The sequence below is a fragment of the Mycetocola sp. Y442 genome, from assembly GCF_056898615.1.
Map to the genome: position 1 here is coordinate 47,371 of NZ_JBXHBV010000003.1, position 17,671 is coordinate 65,041.

A 17,671-nucleotide genomic window follows, 5' to 3' on the forward strand; every position below is an offset into this window, starting at 1 on the left:
TGGCAAGTACCATTCGCTGGTCTGTTCCGGGAACGTCGTCCCAGTTCGTACCGGAAATCCAGACCACCGTTGCTTCCGCGCTCATCGCACCGCTCCTGTCCATCGCGCGCTATCCAGGGGTGAGGCCCCCGCCACCGGCGCTGAGTTGAAATCGTCACTTTTGAGGGTGCCTTTTACGCGGTCGGCCACCCTGCCCAGTTCGTATCCCGCGAACGCCCGGATGGCACGGACATCGTCACCGACCCGACGGATCCGCCGCGCCGTCGACACCTCGTCATAGATCTCCAGTTGACGGCGCGCCGCCCCCTCGAGTGAGAACCTCTCTCCCACGGTCTGGAGGCCGAATAGTCCGAGCTCGCGTCGCAATACTTCGTCGCTGAGCAGGTCTCGAAGGATTGATGCCAGCACTTCGGACCCCCGGAGGGCGTCCTGTCCGATCCCATACCAACCGCGCCAGAGGAACTGCGAAAGCGACGACGGCGTCAACAATTCCCAGTATCCCCGCTCCCCTTGAACCACCAACGGCTTTCCGAAAGCGAGGGATCGAAGCGCGGAACCTCCCATACCGAGCGCGATGTCGGCCACCGCATACGCGGCGCGCGGGTCGTCAAGCTGCCCGGTAACGACGACCGTTCCACTGCCCCTCGCGCCATTCACCTGTGCTGCCTCGCGCTCCACACGGGCTCTCGCTGGTCCGTCGCCGACGATAAGGAGGCAGACCGGAAGGTTCACCGATAACTCCCCAATGGCGGCGATGGCGGCAAGCACCCCTTCCAGCTTCAACTCGTCGGCCAGGCGCGTAACGAGCGAAACAACCAACCTGCCGGGGGCAAGCCCCCATGTCGTCCTGAACTGTTCCTGGCCGAAGTCGCCGTCCGGTCGATTCTGTTCCAGATCCACCGGGGGCTCGATGAGCGCAACGGATTCCCGCCCGAAGCCTCGTTCAGCGTGGGCAATTTGATCGGTACCGACGATCAACGGCATGTATTTCGGAATGAACGGCGCAACCGACATGGACATCACCGTCGCTACCGCCGACCCTCTCCCAGCGGACCGAATCGCTGCGAGGCCCTCGAGCGCTGGCGGCCATTCGTACCCGTGGACGATGTCCACAGCGCGGCCCCTCACCAATTTGGAGAGTGCGAGCACGACGTTGGGAGAAGGCCTTCGGTGAGGCCTCGGTGACTCGATGAATTCGAGACCGTTGCGGTCAATTTGCTGCACGAGAGGCCCGGGACGGCCGAACACAACCACGTCATGCCCCAGGCGCTGGACCGCCCCGGCTATCTCGATCGCATTGATCTGGCTTCCGCCGATCCCCAGGTCATGGGGGTAAACGAGAACTCTCACTTCGCCATCTCCTCGTCCGACGTCGGACTACCTGCCCCGCTGCGCCCTGCGCTACCCGCACGACCGATAGCTCGCAATATCTGAAGGTCTGCGCGGCGCCGATACACCATCGCCAATGAAACCGCTCCGGCCAGCGTCAGTCCCGACATAAGAGCAACGAGTGGGCTCTCGATTCGGGAGGAGAGAAACCAGACAGCGACGCCGACCAGGGCCGCGAGGCTGATCGGCATCCAGACGGCACCCAGCAACCGACGAACCGCGATACCACTGCGCGAGAGGCGCCACGCGTAAAGCGGCAGAATCAGGATGAGTGATGTGATTGCCTGCGCTGCCGCCAACCCCGCCAAACCGTTCGTGAGTGCACCAGCGGTCAAAGCCGGAATCAAAACCACCAGACTGCCGACCTGCACGGAGAAGACCGTGCCCGACTTCCCCTTAACCACGAGGTAGTCGTATGCCAGCTCGCAAAACACCCTGCAGGTAGCACCAAGGACGAGCCAGGAGAGCGCGCTCGCTGCCGGGATCCACTCGCTCCCGTAGACAAAGCTGACCAGTGGTACGGCCGCCCCGGCGATGAACGCGATGAGAGGAAGGATCGCAGCGGCAACGATGCCAACGAGTGACACCAACGCTCCCTGCATTTCTGTCTCCCGGTGTTGCAGCGAAGAGAATGCCGCAGGGGCGACCCGCCGCAGCGGCTGCGACACGATACTGACCGGCCAGTTCGACAGGTTGAAGGCCAGGACGTAGAACCCCAGGTAGACGCCCCCGAGGACGCTCCCAACGATCAACTGATCGGCGTAGCCGACCACGAAAACGATGATGCTCGTGCCGGCGAGCGGCAACCCGAAACGCAGCAAAGGCCCGACGACTGCCCGGTCGAGTCCGAAGCGGTACGGCATCGGCGAAACGACCAAAAATAGCACTGCCGCGATGACGCTGCCCACAAGTCGCCCTATTGCCAGCGACATGGCGCCCATACCCGCGAGCGCGAGAACGACCGAAAGCACCGACCCTCCCCAGACGTTGATCTGATCGATGATCATGCGGGGCTTTTCCCTGAATTCACGCTGGAGAAGCGCGGCAGGTGACGCCACTATGCCGTTGACGAGAACACTGATTATCAGGACGCGTACCACGTCCGTGGCCTCAGGATCTCCCATAGCAGCGGTGAAAACGGGAGCGGCCGCAAAGGCTGCGGCGCAGAAGACCGCGCTGCCCAACACAGAGATCGTGTTAACGGTTGGCACGATCCTCTTCGGATCGTCTGGCCATCGCACGATCGCCAGGCTGACCCCCAACTCATTGAAGCTGAGGACCGCCATCAGCGCGATGAGAGCGACGGCAAAGGTGCCGAAGGATTCGGGGCCAAGCACGCGAGCGAGAACAATACCGATCCCCAGGGTTGCAACCCTGGACACCAGCGTATTTGCCAGGCTCCAGGCGAATGCACTCGAAGCGCCCTGCTGGGCGCGACGGCCGGCGGGATCGCTCCGGGAAGACCTGGTCACGGCTGCAACGCATTCACCAGATGGCGCACCACGTAGCGCTGCTGCTCACGAGTGATGTGCGGGTAGATAGGGAGGGAGAGCATCGTTTCGGCTGCGGCTTCCGTCACGGGAAAGGCGCCGGCACTGTAGCCGAGGTGTTTGAAAGCGCGAGTCCTGTGCACAGGCACCGGGTAGTGGACTCCCACCCCGACGCCGGCTTCTCCGAGCACTCGCATGATCCGATCGCGCTCCGCTACCCGAATGACGTAAAGATGCCACGCGTCGACGTTCCCGGCAGAAGTCTGGGGCAATGTAACCGGGTCGACATCGGCAAGCAATTCGGCGTAGTAGGCAGCCGCCGTTCGACGAGCCTCGTTCCACCCTTCGAGACGGCGTAGCTTGGCGTTCAGGACGACGGCCTGGACCGTGTCGAGGCGCGAGTTCATTCCGATAACGTCGTGTTGGTATTTGACGGCGCTTCCATGGGCGCCGAGGAGTCGGACGTGCGCCGCAACCTGGTCACTGCTCGTCGTCACAGCGCCGGCGTCGCCTGCTGCTCCCAGGTTCTTGCCCGGGTAGAAGCTGGTACCTGCCGCCACACCCAGCGAGCCGGCCGCCTTGCCGTGCCTGGTTGCGCCCTGCGACTGCGCCGCATCTTCCACGATCACAGCGCCGCTCGCGAGCGCGATCGGCGTCAGGAGTTCGACCGGGGCGACCTGCCCGAAAAGATGCACGGGAACGATCGCCTGCGTCAGGTCGGTCACGGCCTCCGCGACACGACTCGGGTCGATGAGCAGATGCGTCTGGTCGACATCGACAAGAACCGGTCGCGCACCGATCCGTGAGACGGCTTCGGCTGTCGCGATGAATGTATTCGCCGGCAGAATCACCTCTCCGCCCGGCGTGACCCCGGAAGCCCGGAGCGCAAGCTCGAGAGCGTCCGTGCCGTTGGCAACCCCGACGCAATGGACGGTGCCAACCAGCCGGGCATACGCCTTCTCGAATTCGCCTACTTGCGGACCACCGATGAACGCGGTGTTGTCAAACACTTCCCTCAAACCCGCGTTGATCTCTTCACTCACTTCCGCCTGCTGCGCGCCCAGGTCCACGAGAGGGATCCTCTGGAGAACGTTCATGATGACCTTTCGGTTGTTGGTGCCGCACCAGCCGCTGGCGGGATTGGAGTGATGATCTCAGGCGGTGCACCAAGAGCCCTGGCCGGTATTCCGGCCCACGTTTCTCCGTCAGGAAGGTGTTGGAGCAGAACTGCTCCCATCCCGAGCACGGCGTATTGACCGACGTTCAGGCGCTGTCTCACCGAGGCGTTCATGCCGATGTAGGCGCCTCGTCCGATTCGTACGTCGCCGCCAAACGTCGCTCCCGCCGCTATGGTTCCGAAGTCCTCCACCGTGTCGCCGTGGGTCAGGGTGACGTTCGGCATAACGACGACGTGACTGCCGATCGAGACATCGGCGGTGAGAACGGCGTGTGCCAGCACTATTGATCCGGGCCCCACGGTGGCGCCGCCGTTGTTGCTCACGCTCGGATCCACGAGCGTTGTGTACGCATCTCGCTCAACCCCGAGCAGTGCAAGTCGGTCGACAATCGCTTCCCTGACAGCTCCAGCGCCAACGCAAACGAGGAGCTTGGTGTCGATGTAGTCAACGGCTCGTTCAATGGCACCGAGAACGGGCAGTCCGGCGAAGGACTCGCCCATATCCGCCCAGCCGTCGTCGAGTATCCCGAACACCGTGTGGGATGAGCCAGCCCGTGCCAACGCGAGCGCTTCGCGAGCTAGCCCGCTGGCCCCGATCAACAGAGTTTTCTCCATCCGTCACCTCCTCGCGTCAACGTGACCTCGATCGGCCATCCGGTGACCTGCCGGTTCCTTGATCGCGTCGACCACCCGCCCGATTTCGTCCGGGGTGATCTGGTGGAACACCGGCAGAATCAGGGTCGTGTCCGTGAGCAGTTCCGTCACAGAAAGGTCAGCTGAGCCGGTATCCCGACCTCGGTAGGCGGGCTGGCGGTGAGACGCCATAATGCCGCGGCGGGCAGAGATGTCAGCAGCGGCGAGGTGCTCCAGGAGCCCGTCCCTGGTCAGGGGATAGCCGGAACCAACTTCCAGCCACAGGGATTGGAAGTTGCTCGTTCCCCACGGAGGGTCGGTTACGACCCGGATTCCGTCGACATCGGCGAGGGTCTCAGCATAAGTTGCCGCCACCTCCCGTCGTCGCACGACGATCTCGGCCAGTCGACCGAGCTGAACGATACCGACAGCTGCCTGAAGATCGGTCATGCGGTAGTTGAAGCCGATCTCGCTGTACTCCTCGGGCGGAGCAAGCACGCTCGAGTGACGCGCGGTGGCAGACACACTCATCGAGTGCTCCCGAAGTCGCCGCGCTCGATCGGCCCAGGCCTCCCTGTTTGTCGTGAGCATCCCGCCCTCACCCGTCGTGAGAAGTTTGCGGGGATGGAACGACCAGGCCGCGATATCAGCCCCCGCCCCGACCGGGGCACCCCGATAGGTCGATCCCGCGCCGCAAGCGGCGTCCTCGATAACACGAATGCCGCGCTCATCGCAGAGAGCACGGATGGGATCGAGGTCAGCGGGGACGCCGCCCTGATCGACGACGATAACAGCGGTTGTCCGTTCGGTGAGGGCTTCGGCAATCGTGGTTGCTGTCACGTTTCCGGTGTCTCTGTCGACATCGGCGAAGACCGGTCGCGCGCCGACGTATGTCGGCGCATTCGCCGTCGCGATGAACGAGAACGACGGCACGACAACGTCGTCACCGGCACGGACGCCTGCAACCACCAGGGCAAGGTGCAGCGCAGTCGTGCAATTGGACGTTGCGACCGCGAAGGACGCGTCCATGGCATCCGCGAAAAGCGTTTCGAAACGCGCGACCTGCGGCCCCTGAGCGACCCAGCCGGACTCGAGAACCGCGGTGACCGCCGCGATCTCTTCCGCGCCGAGCCAGGGCTTCATCACGTTGATGCGCGTCATGCCGGTACCGCTGACTGCGTCGTTGAGATCTCGTCGCGCAGCGGCTGCCACCACGCGACGAGCTGACGGAGACCGTCCTCGAGCGGAACTGTGGCGTCGAACCCCAGGTCCCGGCTGGCGGCCGACGTGTCTGCGAGGCGGCGGGCCACGCCATTAACGGCGCGTTCAGGGCCATGTTCGACCTCGAGGTCAGAGTCCATCGCCCGCAACAGCGTTTCGGCGAGATCGAGAAGACTCGTCTCGGTTCCACTCGCAATGTTGTAGACGCCATCGGTGATCCCCGACGCTGCGGCGAGCAGGTTTGCCCTGGCGATGTCGGTAGTGAAGACGAAGTCCATGGTCTGCCGACCATCGCCGAAGATCAGCGGCGGCTTGCCGTCGGCGATCCGCTCCATCCAGCGCACAAGCACTTCGGTGTACACACCGTGCACATCCATGCGAGGTCCGTAAACGTTGAAGTAACGCAGGAGGGTGAAGTCGAGTCCGTACATTGCACGGAAACTCCGCAGCATCCCTTCGTTGAACGACTTGGCCGCTCCATAGAACGTGTCGTTGTTGTGGTGGTGGTGGCGTTCCGTGGTGGGGAACTGCTCGGCCATGCCATAGACGGAAGCGCTCGACGCCGCGATGACCTTATCGACGGATGCCTCTACCGCTGCTTCGAGAACGTTGAAGGTACCGTCGACGAGCACCTCGAGCGCCAGTCGCGGGTCTTCGGCGCACTGTGTGATGCGGATCGCCGCCTGGTGAAAGACCAGATCTTTGCCACGCGTGACGTCGTGGACCAGGTCACGGTCGCGAATGTCACCCTCGACGAGGGTGACCCGTCCGGACTGAATGGCACCGTCGAGATTCGCCCTGCGCCCTCGAACCAGGTTGTCGAGCACATCGACATGATCCACCCCGGCCTCGAGAAGCTGATCTACGATGGTCGACCCAATCGTGCCTGCTCCGCCGGTGACCAGAACCTGTGCTCCGTGCAGTTCGCTCATCGCGCCGTCTCCATCTGTTCGCCTCGTATAGGGATTACCGCGGCTCCGGATTGGGCCAGGCTTCGAGTTGCCGCTTCGAGCACCGAGAGAACCCGAAGCCCGGCTTCTCCGTCAGTGCGGGAGGGGCGGCCGGACCGGATGCTGGAAGCGAACTCCGCCGCCATGGTCGAGAGCGCTTCTCGCTCGGGAAGGGCGGGAGACCAGGTGTCACCGAGTCGGTAAGAAATGTTCGCGTCCCTCTCGTCGGTGCGCCCGGCAGATTGCTTACCGAGATCGACGCCACGGTCGTAAACGCTGAGCCGCTGTTGCGGATTGAGGTCGTCCCAGACGAGCGTGCGCTTGCTTCCGCCGATCACCATCTGACGGATCTTGGTTGGACTCAGCCAGTTCACGTGCACGTGGGCGATCGCGCCGCTTTCCAGCGGGAGCGTGAGGTAACCGATGCAGGATCTCCCTGCCCCGAGCGGGTCTGCTCCCTGCGCAGCCACCGCCGTTGGCCTGAGGCCGCCGGGAAGGACAAAATCGAGGATGGAAAGGTCATGCGGGGCGAGGTCCCAGAACACGTCGACATCGGGTTGGATCAGGCCAAGGTTGATGCGTACCGAGTCAATGAAGAGGATTTCGCCAAGTTCTCCATCGGCAATCAGGTCTCGGATTTTGAGGACCGCCGGCGTATAGCAATAGGTGTGGTCGGCCATGAGGATGAGGCCGCGGGTGGCCGCTTCGAGGACCATCGCCTGGCCATTACCGCCGGAATCTGCGAGCGGCTTTTCCACGACAACGTGTTTGCCAGCGGCGAGCGCCTGCATGGCAATCGGATAATGCGTTCGCGCCGGAGTGGCGATCGCGATCGCGTCGATAATGTCGGATTCCAGCAGTTCGGTCAGGGACGTGACCACTGACACCTGGCCAGACTGCTCGGCTAGCCGACTGGCCCGCTCCCGGTCCAGGTCACAGATCGCGACGAGCTCCCACTCGGGGCTTGCCGAGAAATTGCGCGCGAGGTTCGGACCCCAGTAGCCAGCGCCGACAACGGCGATCCGGAGTTTCTCCTGTGACATGTGTTCCCCTTCGGGGTGGTGTGGTTTGTGGGTCGGGCCGTGGGCGGAGAGAGCGGTCATGGTGAGGCCCTGAACATCGCGTCGACCCAGAAGTTGTGCTTGATCGGCGCGGTCGGTGCTTCCGTGGAGTAGGAGTATCTGCCGCCGTTCCACACGCTTGTCAGTGGGCCGTTGACCACTTCGCTCTGGAGCCCGTTCGGTGTCACGGAGTATCGACCGTGAGGGGCGAGATAACTGACGGTGTACACGGTTCCCGCCTGCACTGGGACAGGAACGTCGAACACGGCGAATTGCCAACCGCTCGCACTCTCCTGAGTAAAAGTGGTACTCGCGAGCTTGTTCCCGGTGGGACCCCACAGGGCGCCTGTGTGTTCGCCGGTATCGAGAGTGCCCTTATAGAAGCGCACTCCCAGGATTTCGCCGTCGACCGCCGAGGTGAACGACATTCCGACCTGGACCGGGTCAAAATCCTCCCAGTTGGTCGCTGCGGGTTCGCTGTCTGGATGGAAGAGGGAGGTGACTCCCGGCTGGGTAAGCGGGTCCACCGCGGGCTCGGCCGGTGGTGAGGGAGTGGGTGTCGGTGTGGGTGTCGGTGTGGGCGTCGGTGTCGGTGTCGGTGTCGGTGTCGGTGTCGGTGTCGGCGTCGGTGTCGGCGTCGGTGTCGGCGTCGGTGTCGGCGTCGGCGTAGGTGTCGGCGTCGGCGTAGGTGTCGGCGTCGGCGTAGGGGTCGGTGTGGGAGTCGGAGTCGCGGCCAGGGCCGTGAACTCCAGATCCACGAAATAGTTCGTGGCGTTGAAAGAATGGATCGGGAACCCTCCGGCGCTGCCATAGAGGAATCGGCCGGCGACCCCGGTCAGCGGTCCGGATGTGCGCGGAGTCTGGAAATAGGCGCCCGTGTACGAGTAGTGCCCCGTGGGTGCGAGGTACGAGACGACGTATTCCTGCCCGGCGGTCAACGGGACGGGCGCCGGCAAGGACGCGGTCTGCCAGCCTGTGCTTGACTCGGCCTGGAATGTCACTGTTGCGAGTCGTTCACCGGCCGAGTTCCATAGTGATCCAGTGTGAGTGCCGCCGTTTCCCTGGCCTTTGAAGAAACGGATCGCGGTCACCGAGCCCGCTTCACTGGCAGTGAACACCATGCCAAGCTCGACGGGCGATGAATCGTCGGTGGCCGACACAACGACCGGTGTCTCATTCCCGAGGAGCGTGTATCTGGCACTGGTTGCGCCGTCTTCCGCCGTGTGGAAAGTCCACAGGTGATTCGCCAGGGCGATCCCTCCGGTCGAGCGGATCCCTGAGACCTCGACATCGAGATCCTGGTCAGCGGGCAGATCATCGTCCGGAGTGAAGACGATGGTCTTGCGGTTGACACTGACCGAAGCCACTCCACTGATCTCATGCTCGCCAGCCGACACCGTCATGTCGAATCCGTCGCTGATCGCCGTGGAGAAAGTGATGGAGATGCTGGTGTCTCTGGCGACATCGACAGCTCGATCTGCGGGGAGTGTGCTCTGGACAACCAGCGGATCCGGTGTTGTCTCGAAAACCACGTCCACTGAATACGAGGTTGACGTTGCCCGATCGGGAAATGCACTGGTATAGCTGTACAACCCTGAGCTGGCCGAGGTTCGAAGCGGCCCGTTGGCAAACCCTGCTCCGTACGCTCCCGCGGTGGCGGAATAGCGCCCCGAGGGTGCCAGGTAGGACGCCACGTATTCGGTTCCAGGGGTAATCGATACCGGCTGGGCGAAATATGCCGTCTGCCAGCCCGATGAGCTCTCTTCGCTAAAGATCGCTGTCGCGAGCGAGTCGCCCCCCGCGGACCACAGGGAACCAACATGCATCCCGGTATTCCCCGTCGCCTTGTAGAAACGAATTCCCCGGATAATTCCCGGCGCGGTCGCGGAGAAGCGCACGCCGAGGGTCACCGAATCCGGGTCGCCCACCTCGATGATCCCTGGCAGCTCGCTGTCGTTGTACAGGCTGCACGGGCATATCCCCGGCTCCGCGTTGGGTTTCGCTGTGCTGAACGACCAATCGCCACCTGAGACTGGCTCTGCGCCCGCTACACCCCAGACCTTCAGGGAAACGGAATACGTAGCGGAATTGGCGAGGGGAATGGCCGGGGTGAACGTTGCGGTGCGCGTGTCCGGGTTGTACGCGGTGCCGCCGCTCAGCTGGGCGCCCAGGCTGTCCGTCACGGATATGTCGACGGACTCCGCGGCCACGTCCTTCGACAGCACCGCGCGGATGGGCGTTGTCGTTGACACGCTTGACGATCCGGGGTGGGGCGATTGCTGCATCGCTACGAGTGGCGATGTGTCAACCGTGTCGAAGACCACATCAACGAAGTAATTTCCTCGACCAAAGCTTCTCGTTGGATACGTTCCCTCGGTGCTGTGCACTCCCGCAGCGGATGATCCATATCCCCCGTTGACCTTCAGCGGATGGCGGTCGATCGTGGCGTAGTCGCCAAAGTTTGACTCCGCGGCATAGTGCCCGTTCGGTGCAAAATACGACACCACGTATGTTCGGCCCGCCGTTACCGGAACGGCGCTGGCGAAAGTAGCCAGTTGCCAGCCGGACGGACTCTCGTCCGAGAACGTTGTTGACGCGAGCCGAACGCCGTCGTCCCGCCAGAGCGATCCCGTGTGAGTACCGGTATTTGCGCTGCTCTTGTAGAAACGAACGCCGGTTACGAACCCGCCAACTGCCGGCGTGAAGCGCAGCCCGAGTTCTACCGCGGATGAATCGCCCGAGTCGGCCGTGGCAGGGGTTGTGTCGCCGAAGAACGAATATGGGCCGGTGACCTGAATAGTGTGCGACGCTGGTGAACTCGGGTAATTGGCACTGTCGTCGATCGCCCGCACCAGGGTCGGCGTCGCAGCCATGCCCTTCTGCACGTAGCGATATGACCACTCGCTGGTACCTGTCGCGGGATGCCAGGTGGCCCCCTGGTCGGTCGACACTTCGACCCCGGCGACCTCGCCGCCCACGTCTGCAGCTGTGCCTGTCACTTCGACAATCGATCCGCTGTAGACGGTCGCGCCGGGCGAAGGGCTGGTGATAACCACCGTAGGAGCCGTCGTGTCCGCGCTCGCTGTCGCTCGTACAAGCGCCGGATCAAGGGAGGCCGGCTGCGCTCCCATGTCTGCGAGTAGATTCACCTGCGCCTGCTGCATCCGGGGATCGGCAGATGCGCCGTCTCCGTCGTGCTCATCGTCCAGGCCCCACGCCCACTGCACGCTGCCAGCCGAGAATACGAGTGCACCGCTCGGCGCGCGGTACAGGGTGAGGTGATGCTTCGTCGTGCCGGCCTTCACCGTGTTGCCGTAATCCTGAAGATATTCGGGAACGTCGCCTGTCGTCGTTGACAGGCGCACGAGACCGGCTGGGCGGAAGCCGTTGTCCACGTCTTCGTTCGACTCGTAGCCGACAGTGTGCGGGGCCAGTGACGCCGTCGAGCCCGGGGGCAGATTCGCCAGACTTGTGTTCCGCCAGAGACGCAACTTACCTTCGCGTGAGGAAACTGAGACCGGCAGGTCGGAATAGTTCACCTGATAGAGGGTGCCGATCAGTTTGTTCTCGGGCTGGCCTGCACCCGAAGACGCCGGCGCATATCGAGGGTCGCGCCAGGTCCCGGTCCACTCGTCTTTGGGGTCGATCTTCTGGTAGCTCCACGTCTCCTTGTAACTCACGAGCGTGCGGTATGCGGTGGCACCAGCGTCTGCGGACGGTTCGTAGCGTGTGCGCCAGTATCCTTCGTTGCCCGCGAGGAACTGAAGGTTCACACCGGCGTCGCGGGCGGCCTCGATGTTCGCTTTCTGCGCGCCCGACCAGTATTCGTCGTGGCCGACCGAGAGGAAGACGCGGTGGTTGGTGAGGAGGGAGCCGTAACGGTCCGTGTCGATACCACTGAAGTAGCTGACGTCGTACCCGTTCTTCTCCATGAATCGAACCTGTGCGTATTCGCTTGAGAAATAGAAGTCACGGCCTGCCATGTCCGCGCGGGTGTTGAACGGCCGGTTATAACTGACCTTGAACGCCCGCCCGTTGTTGGCGCCCTGATAAAAGTCACTGCCGCCATAGGTGTTGTACGCGTGCCACGTAGGGTCAGACGTTTGGAAAAGCACGTCGGAGGAGCTGTCCTCGTCTCTGACGATGAAGATGATGTGGCTTGAGCCGCCGGTATCGACTCGGGTCAGGAGTGCAATGTAAACGCCGGATACTGCGTCGGGTGGCACGTCCCACGATGCGGACACGTCCCACGTACCGCAGTCGTAGAGCTCCGTCGCTTCGTCAGTGATGCACTCGTCCTGGTCCTCTGCACGGTTAGGGGCAAGAATTGCGCGCTCAATGAAGCGAGCGCCGAGACCCTGGTAATAACCCGTGCGGTAGACGTCGACCGTGTAATCGAGAACCTCAGAATCAATCTTGAAGTCGACGCGAGTGCCCACATTAACGCTGATATCCGTGGCGAATCCCTGGATGCTCGCGTCTCCCGCACGATCGATGTCCCAGATGTCCGGGGCCGTGCCCGGCTTTGAGTTCTCGCACACAATGGGATTCGAACCGGGAGCGCAGGGCTCTGCGGCGTGTGCGGCCCCGGCACTGAGCGGAACGGCCAGGGTGGCGAGAATGGTAAAGACCGCTGCGAGCGCGACCGACCTGTTCGAGTCGAAAACGCTTAGCCGGGAAGCCGGCTTGCTCGGACGGGGCACTTCAGCACTCTTCTCACCGAAAACAGGCCGCGAAAGTCACCACCGCCTGTCCGTGGGCAAGGGAGGAGGAAGGACGGCTCAGCGTGGCCGTAGAACACCGAACGTGATGGAACTTCACGTTCTGTCCTGAAAGAGTAACCCGGAGCAGGTGGCGAGCGATCCCCCCTCTTCGGGTGAGAAAAGCTCAGTTTATGGGGCAGGGTGGTGAGACGAGACCATCCCGGTGCAGGGGATCACCGCGTGCACCGGTCCCGAAACTCGAGCTTCCTGACCAATCTAGAGCTGGGAGCCGTCCACCGCGAAGGTATCGCAGGCGCCGGGTCCGCCCTCGCGACCGGCGTTGAACCAGCGCTGGCGCTGTTCGCTCGACCCGTGGGTCCACGCTTCGGAGTTCACGCCCTGGCCTGAGCCCGCCTGGATGCGGTCGTCACCGACCGCGGCGGCGGCATCAAGTGCGTCGGCGATCTGCGCCGCTGTCGGCCGCTCGAGGAATGTCACGCCGTTCTTATCTTCGGTCTCGCTCGCCCCGGCTACCCAGGCGCCCGCAAAGCAATCGGCCTGGAGCTCGATGCGCACGGAATCGGAGTCGGGACCGGTTCCCGTGCGGTCGGCGGACTCCATGATTCCCGAGATCGCCTGAATGTGGTGCCCCCACTCGTGTGCCGCAATGTACAACTGGGCGAGCGGACCGCCCGTCGTGTCGAACGGCGGCTGGCGCAACTGCGCGAAGAATGAGGTGTCGACGAAAATCGTCTCGTCGCCGGGGCAGTAGAACGGCCCGGTCGAACTGGATGCCGCTCCGCACGCGGTGGTCGTCGATGACTCGAAGAGGTCGAAGCCTGGCGTCCGGTACGCGCCGCTTGCGACGGTGCTGTAGTTGTCAATCCAGAAGTCATCGATCGACGACCCCGCCCCTGCCATGAGGCACTCGATGTTCTCATTGGCGTCCTCGCCCGTCTTGCACTGTTCGCTGAGGGACGTGGCCGATGGCGCCGAACCGCCGGCTTCTCCGCCTCCCCCGATGAACCCGCTCAGGTCGATCCCGGTGAACTGGGCGATGAGGAAGACCGCCACGACAGCGAGTCCACCACCGCCGACGCCGATCGCTGTTCCACGACCGCGCTTGCGTACATTGCTGCCGGAGATGTCAGAGTCTGGATTGAAGGTCACCGGGATAACTTACCCGCACCCGATCGCACCCGCAGAACCGCTTGCGCGGCACGAGCGTCATCGCTAGGAGGCGAACCGATCGGTCGCTTCGATGAGGGCATCCAGGATTCCTGGCTCGTCGAAGGCGTGACCGGCATCCGGAATCATCTTCAGCTCGGCGTGCGGCATCCCTTCGGCGAGCGCCCACGCCGTCATCGGCGGCGTGCACATGTCGTATCGACCCTGCACGATGACGGTGGGGATGCCGGCGAGCTTCGGAGCATCCCGAATTAACTGGCCTTCCTCCCACCAGCCGCCGTTCATGAAGTAGTGGTTCTCGATGCGGGCGAACGCAACGGCGTAGGCGGGTTCGGTGAAGCGCGCAACGGTCGCCTCGTTGGGGAGAAGGGTGATGGTCGACGACTCCCAGCGCGACCAGGCAACCGCCGCCGGCTCGTGCACGGCCGGGTCCGGGTCGTTGAGGAGCGTTGAATACGCTCGGATGAGATTTCGGCGCTGGTCGACCGGCACCGGTTCGAGAAAACCCTGCCACAGGTCAGGAAAGACTGCGGATGCGCCGCCCTCGTAGAACCAGTCGAGTTCGACCTGGCGCAGGGTGAAGATGCCGCGGAGGACGAGCTCGGACACCCGATCGGTGTGGGTCTGGGCGTACGCGAGGGCGAGCGAACTGCCCCACGACCCGCCGAAGACCTGCCAGGTGTCCACACCGAGGTGTTCACGCAGCTTCTCGATGTCGCCGACCAGGTGCCAGGTGGTGTTGGACTCGAGGTCCGCCTCCGGCGCGCTCGCGTGCGGCGTGCTCTTGCCGCAGCCGCGCTGGTCGAAGAGAACTATGCGGTACCTTTCCGGGTCGAAGACGCGCCGCTGGCTCGGGGTCGTTCCACCGCCGGGCCCGCCGTGCAGGAAGACGACGGGTTTACCGTCCGGGTTTCCGCTCGTCTCCCAGTAGATCAGCTGGCCGTCACCCACGTCGAGGTGCCCTGTGTCATACGGTTCAATCTCCGGATACATCTCGCGCATACCTCGACAGTATCCCTGTCTGCGCGGTGCGACAGGGGGTCCAGCACCTTCTCTCGAAGCCGCATCGCGGCATCCGCCAGAGAACCTGTGGCACAGAACGCGAGCTGGTGCAAGGTCTCGAACTTCTGTGGCCTCGAACCGCCGGCTGGGCGTAGCGTGGCCGCATGGACAATCGCTATCTCGGCAATTCAGGCCTGAAAATCTCCGAAATCATCTACGGCAACTGGCTGACCCACGGGTCACAGGTTGAGAACGACACAGCGAAACAGTGCGTCGCCGCAGCTCTCGAGAGCGGCATCACGACGTTCGACACGGCCGACGCCTACGCGAACACCGCGGCGGAAACCGTGCTCGGCGAGGCGCTCGCCTCCGAACGGCGTGAGTCGCTCGAAATCTTCACGAAGGTGTACTGGCCGACCGGACCAAAGGGACCCAACGACTCCGGTCTCAGCCGCAAGCACATTATGGAGTCGATCCACGGGTCGCTGACCCGGCTCGGCACCGACTACGTCGACCTCTACCAGGCGCACAGGTACGACCACCACACTCCCCTCGAAGAGACGATGCAGGCCTTCGCCGACATCGTCCGCGAGGGAAAGGCGCTGTACATCGGCGTCTCGGAGTGGGACGCAGACCAGCTGCGCCGTGGCTCTGCGCTCGCGAAGGAGCTCGGCTTCCAGCTCATCTCGAACCAGCCCCAGTACTCGATGCTGTGGCGGGTCATCGAGGAAGAGGTCGTGCCGGCCTCCCGCGAGCTCGGCATCTCGCAGATCGTCTGGTCCCCCGTTGCCCAGGGCATCCTTTCGGGCAAGTACCTGCCGGGCCAGCCGCTCCCGGAGGGCTCCCGCGCGACAGACGCGAAGGGCGGCGCCGACTCGGTGAAGGTGTTCCTCCGCGACGAGGTGCTCACCGCCGTGCAGAACCTCAAGCCCATTGCCGAGGAGCACGGCCTGAGCCTGGCGCAGCTTGCCGTCGCCTGGGTACTGGCTAACGACAACGTGGCCGGCGCCATCATCGGCGCTTCCCGCCCCGAGCAGGTGCGCGAGAACGTCAAGGCGTCCGGCGTCAGCCTCTCGAAGGAGAGCCTCGCGAGCATCGACGAGGTCCTCGGGTCTCTGCCCGAGACCGACCCAGCGAAGACGAAGTCGCCTGAGGAGCGTCCGTCCTGACCGACGGCGCCACCGCTACGACTTCTACGACTGCTACGACTGCTACGACTGCTACGACTGCTACGACTTTTACGATCAGGGAGAAAACAATGAGCCGAATCGTCATCATCGGAGGACACGGCAAGATCAGCCGCATCCTCACCTCACAGCTCGTCGAGAACGGCGACGAGGTCGTCAGCGTCTTCCGCAACGCTGACCACTCGTCTGAAATCAGTGCTCTCGGTGCAGAGCCGGTCGTCTGCGACATCGAGACGGCGAGCGTCGACGACCTCGTCCCGATCCTCGATGGGGCGGATGCTGTCGTGTTCGCCGCGGGCGCCGGCCCCAATTCCGGCGCCAAACGCAAGCACACCGTCGACTATGAGGGCTCGGTGAAGTCGGCGCAGGCTGCCGAGCGCGCCGGGGTCACGCGGTTCGTTCAGGTCTCCGCGATGGGAATCGACGGCGAGGTCGACACCAGCGACGACGTCTGGGCCGCTTACGTAGCCGCCAAGCGCAACGCGGACATCGAGCTGAAGAAGACGTCGCTCAACTGGACGATCCTCCGGCCAGGTGCGCTCACTGACGATGAGCCGACCGGCCTCGTCACCCTCGCGACCGAGACCGAGCGGGGCTCGATCCCCCGCGCGGATGTCGCGTCGCTGATCACCGCAGCGCTGACCTTCCCCGAGACGGCCGGCTTCACCTGGGAAGCAATCTCGGGTGAGACCCCAATCCCAGCGGCGATTGCTGCCGCGGTCGCCGCGGGCTAGCTCGACCGCTCCAGATCCATGCGGGCGCTGCAGATACTTCTGCAGCGCCCGCATGTTTGTGCAGCGCCCGAGATGACGGCGGGGCGGATGCCGTCCCGCCGCCGGGCGCGGAGGTTCAGTGAGCCCGCTACCGGTCTGACGCGACGTAGGCCATGATCCCGTCCAGCACGCGGGCAAGCCCAAACTCGAACGCCAGCTGCGGGTCGCTCGCCGCCTGGTACACCTCTCCGACGGCCTGCCCGACCCGGCCAGCGAGCGGGTACCTCGACCCGTCCATGACCTTCTCGAGCACCGGCGCGTTGGCCGCCCACCACTCGGCGTCGCTCACACCCGACCGCTGCTGGGTCTGATCCATGTCGCGGGCCATCCGGGCAGCGCTCAGCACGAACCCGGCAATCAGGGTGACCACCTGGTCCATGTCGATGTCACTGAGACCGATTCCCTCCACGGCGGAGAGCTCCCACTCGTAGCGGTCGGAGATGTGCGGCCCGAGCGCTGGCCGCGACGTATCGACCGACAACAGCCACGGATGTCTCCGACACTCAGCCCACAGGTGCCGCGCAACGGTATCCAGCCGGGAGCGCAGGTCGCCCTCCAGCGGCGGGTGTGGAACTTCGCCGGTGACCTGGTCGACCATGAGCCCGATCAGGTCCTCCCGCCCTGGCACATAGGTGTACAGGCTCATCACGCCCATGCCCATGCGCTCGGCGACCTTGCGCATCGAGAACGCTTCGAGCCCCTCCTCGTCAGCGAGGGCGATGCCGTTCGCGACGACGGCGTCCACCGTCGTCTTCTGCTTCGGCCCGCGAGCGCCGGATTGTTCGCCGAGGGTGTGGCGCCAGAGCAGCGCCAGCGTGCGATCCGGGTCTGTGTGCCCTGGGTCATCGTTCGCGGTCATGCCCCTAGTGTACTTACTCCGTATGGTGTACGCTCGGT

13 protein-coding genes are annotated in these 17,671 nt (G+C 63.9%); 2 read left to right on the forward strand and 11 right to left on the reverse strand.

Annotated elements, in window-relative coordinates; translation table 11 throughout:
* Nucleotides 1-81: 81 nt before the first annotated feature.
* The 10 genes from AC1X6S_RS11815 to pip all read right to left on the reverse strand — a co-directional run bounded on the left by AC1X6S_RS11815 (nucleotide 82) and on the right by pip (nucleotide 14,814).
* The gene (locus tag AC1X6S_RS11815) at nucleotides 82-1,350 is read right to left on the reverse strand and encodes a glycosyltransferase (protein ID WP_483405953.1); all 1,269 of its coding nucleotides are present in this window, start codon (nucleotides 1,348-1,350) and stop codon (nucleotides 82-84) included.
* Nucleotides 1,347-2,861 carry an oligosaccharide flippase family protein gene (locus tag AC1X6S_RS11820; RefSeq protein WP_483405954.1) on the reverse strand — a complete coding sequence of 505 codons (1,515 nt, stop codon included), beginning with the start codon at nucleotides 2,859-2,861 and terminating at the stop codon, nucleotides 1,347-1,349. Before AC1X6S_RS11820 ends, AC1X6S_RS11815 begins: the two co-directional genes overlap by 4 nt.
* A complete protein-coding gene (locus tag AC1X6S_RS11825) occupies nucleotides 2,858-3,976 on the reverse strand; it encodes a DegT/DnrJ/EryC1/StrS family aminotransferase (RefSeq protein ID WP_483405955.1) in 1,119 nt (372 codons plus the stop codon). Before AC1X6S_RS11825 ends, AC1X6S_RS11820 begins: the two co-directional genes overlap by 4 nt.
* Nucleotides 3,973-4,671 carry a NeuD/PglB/VioB family sugar acetyltransferase gene (locus AC1X6S_RS11830; protein ID WP_483405956.1) on the reverse strand — a complete coding sequence of 233 codons (699 nt, stop codon included), beginning with the start codon at nucleotides 4,669-4,671 and terminating at the stop codon, nucleotides 3,973-3,975. Before AC1X6S_RS11830 ends, AC1X6S_RS11825 begins: the two co-directional genes overlap by 4 nt.
* A 3-nt stretch (nucleotides 4,672-4,674) precedes the next feature.
* On the reverse strand, nucleotides 4,675-5,850 hold the full coding sequence (locus AC1X6S_RS11835) for a DegT/DnrJ/EryC1/StrS family aminotransferase (RefSeq protein WP_483405957.1): 1,176 nt from the start codon (nucleotides 5,848-5,850) through the stop codon (nucleotides 4,675-4,677).
* Entirely contained in the window at nucleotides 5,847-6,842 is a 996-nt protein-coding gene (locus AC1X6S_RS11840; RefSeq protein ID WP_483405958.1) for an NAD-dependent epimerase/dehydratase family protein, read from the reverse strand. Before AC1X6S_RS11840 ends, AC1X6S_RS11835 begins: the two co-directional genes overlap by 4 nt.
* Nucleotides 6,839-7,903: a Gfo/Idh/MocA family protein gene (locus AC1X6S_RS11845; protein ID WP_483405959.1), complete on the reverse strand. Its 1,065-nt coding sequence runs from the start codon at nucleotides 7,901-7,903 to the stop codon at nucleotides 6,839-6,841. The genes AC1X6S_RS11840 and AC1X6S_RS11845 overlap by 4 nt, the downstream gene beginning before the upstream one ends.
* Nucleotides 7,904-7,959: 56 nt before the next feature.
* Nucleotides 7,960-12,465: a DUF4082 domain-containing protein gene (locus AC1X6S_RS11850; RefSeq protein WP_483406702.1), complete on the reverse strand. Its 4,506-nt coding sequence runs from the start codon at nucleotides 12,463-12,465 to the stop codon at nucleotides 7,960-7,962.
* A gap of 435 nt (nucleotides 12,466-12,900) precedes the next feature.
* The gene (gene ypfJ, locus AC1X6S_RS11855) at nucleotides 12,901-13,794 is read right to left on the reverse strand and encodes a KPN_02809 family neutral zinc metallopeptidase (RefSeq protein ID WP_483405960.1); all 894 of its coding nucleotides are present in this window, start codon (nucleotides 13,792-13,794) and stop codon (nucleotides 12,901-12,903) included.
* Between the two features lie 63 nt (nucleotides 13,795-13,857).
* Nucleotides 13,858-14,814, reverse strand: a complete 957-nt coding sequence (gene pip / locus AC1X6S_RS11860) for a prolyl aminopeptidase (RefSeq protein WP_483405961.1) — start codon at nucleotides 14,812-14,814, stop codon at nucleotides 13,858-13,860.
* A gap of 164 nt (nucleotides 14,815-14,978) precedes the next feature.
* Here pip and AC1X6S_RS11865 point away from each other — a divergent pair, with 164 nt between their 5' ends.
* Together AC1X6S_RS11865 and AC1X6S_RS11870 are read left to right on the forward strand one after the other, a co-directional pair.
* On the forward strand, nucleotides 14,979-15,983 hold the full coding sequence (locus AC1X6S_RS11865; protein ID WP_483405962.1) for an aldo/keto reductase family protein: 1,005 nt from the start codon (nucleotides 14,979-14,981) through the stop codon (nucleotides 15,981-15,983).
* Nucleotides 15,984-16,072: 89 nt separating this feature from the next.
* Nucleotides 16,073-16,735, forward strand: coding sequence for an SDR family oxidoreductase (locus AC1X6S_RS11870; protein ID WP_483405963.1), 663 nt, complete (start codon nucleotides 16,073-16,075; stop codon nucleotides 16,733-16,735).
* 127 nt (nucleotides 16,736-16,862) lie between these two features.
* Here AC1X6S_RS11870 and AC1X6S_RS11875 read toward each other — a convergent pair whose 3' ends face one another.
* A complete protein-coding gene (locus AC1X6S_RS11875) occupies nucleotides 16,863-17,633 on the reverse strand; it encodes a TetR/AcrR family transcriptional regulator C-terminal domain-containing protein (RefSeq protein WP_483405964.1) in 771 nt (256 codons plus the stop codon).
* Between the last annotated feature and the right edge of the window lie 38 nt (nucleotides 17,634-17,671).